This is a genomic window from Roseateles sp. FW301-B2, assembly GCF_058788955.1.
The window spans coordinates 1-850 of record NZ_JBYTBE010000076.1 but is presented as its reverse complement, the minus strand read 5'-3'; the positions used below and the strand labels follow the sequence as shown (position 1 = coordinate 850).

Below are 850 nucleotides of genomic sequence, written 5' to 3'. Positions count from 1 at the left end.
CAGACCCGCGAGCACATCCTGCTGGCTCGCCAAGTGGGCGTGAAGTACATCATCGTGTTCCTGAACAAGTGCGACATGGTGGATGACGCCGAGCTGCTGGAACTGGTGGAAATGGAAGTGCGCGAGCTGCTGTCCAAGTACGACTTCCCCGGCGACGACACCCCCATCATCAAGGGTTCGGCCAAGCTGGCGCTGGAAGGCGACACGGGCGACCTGGGCGAGCAAGCCATCATGCGCCTGGCCGATGCGCTGGACACCTACATCCCCCAACCGGACCGCGCCGTTGACGGCACCTTCCTGCTGCCGGTGGAAGACGTGTTCTCGATCTCGGGCCGTGGCACCGTGGTGACCGGTCGCGTCGAGCGCGGCATCATCAAGGTCGGCGAAGAAATCGAAATCGTCGGTATCCGCGACGTGCAGAAGACCACCGTGACCGGCGTGGAAATGTTCCGCAAGCTGCTGGACCAAGGTCAAGCCGGCGACAACGTCGGTATCCTGCTGCGCGGCACCAAGCGTGAAGACGTCGAGCGCGGCCAAGTGCTGGCCAAGCCCGGCTCGATCAAGCCCCACACCCACTTCACGGCCGAGATCTACGTGCTGTCGAAGGAAGAGGGCGGCCGTCACACCCCGTTCTTCAACAACTACCGTCCCCAGTTCTACTTCCGCACGACGGACGTGACCGGTGCCGTGGAGCTGCCGAAGGACAAGGAAATGGTCATGCCCGGCGACAACGTCGGCATCACCGTGAAGCTGATCGCTCCGATCGCCATGGAAACCGGTCTGCGCTTCGCTATCCGCGAAGGTGGCCGTACCGTCGGCTCGGGTGTGGTTGCCACCATCCTCGAGTAAA

At 62.9% G+C, this 850-nt stretch carries 1 protein-coding gene; it reads left to right on the top strand.

Annotation, left to right across the window (positions count from 1 at the left end; all coding sequences use genetic code 11):
- On the top strand, positions 1-849 hold an 849-nt coding region (locus AC3WQY_RS24570), incomplete at its 5' end, for an elongation factor Tu (protein ID WP_492711225.1).
- Position 850: the final 1 nt, after the last annotated feature.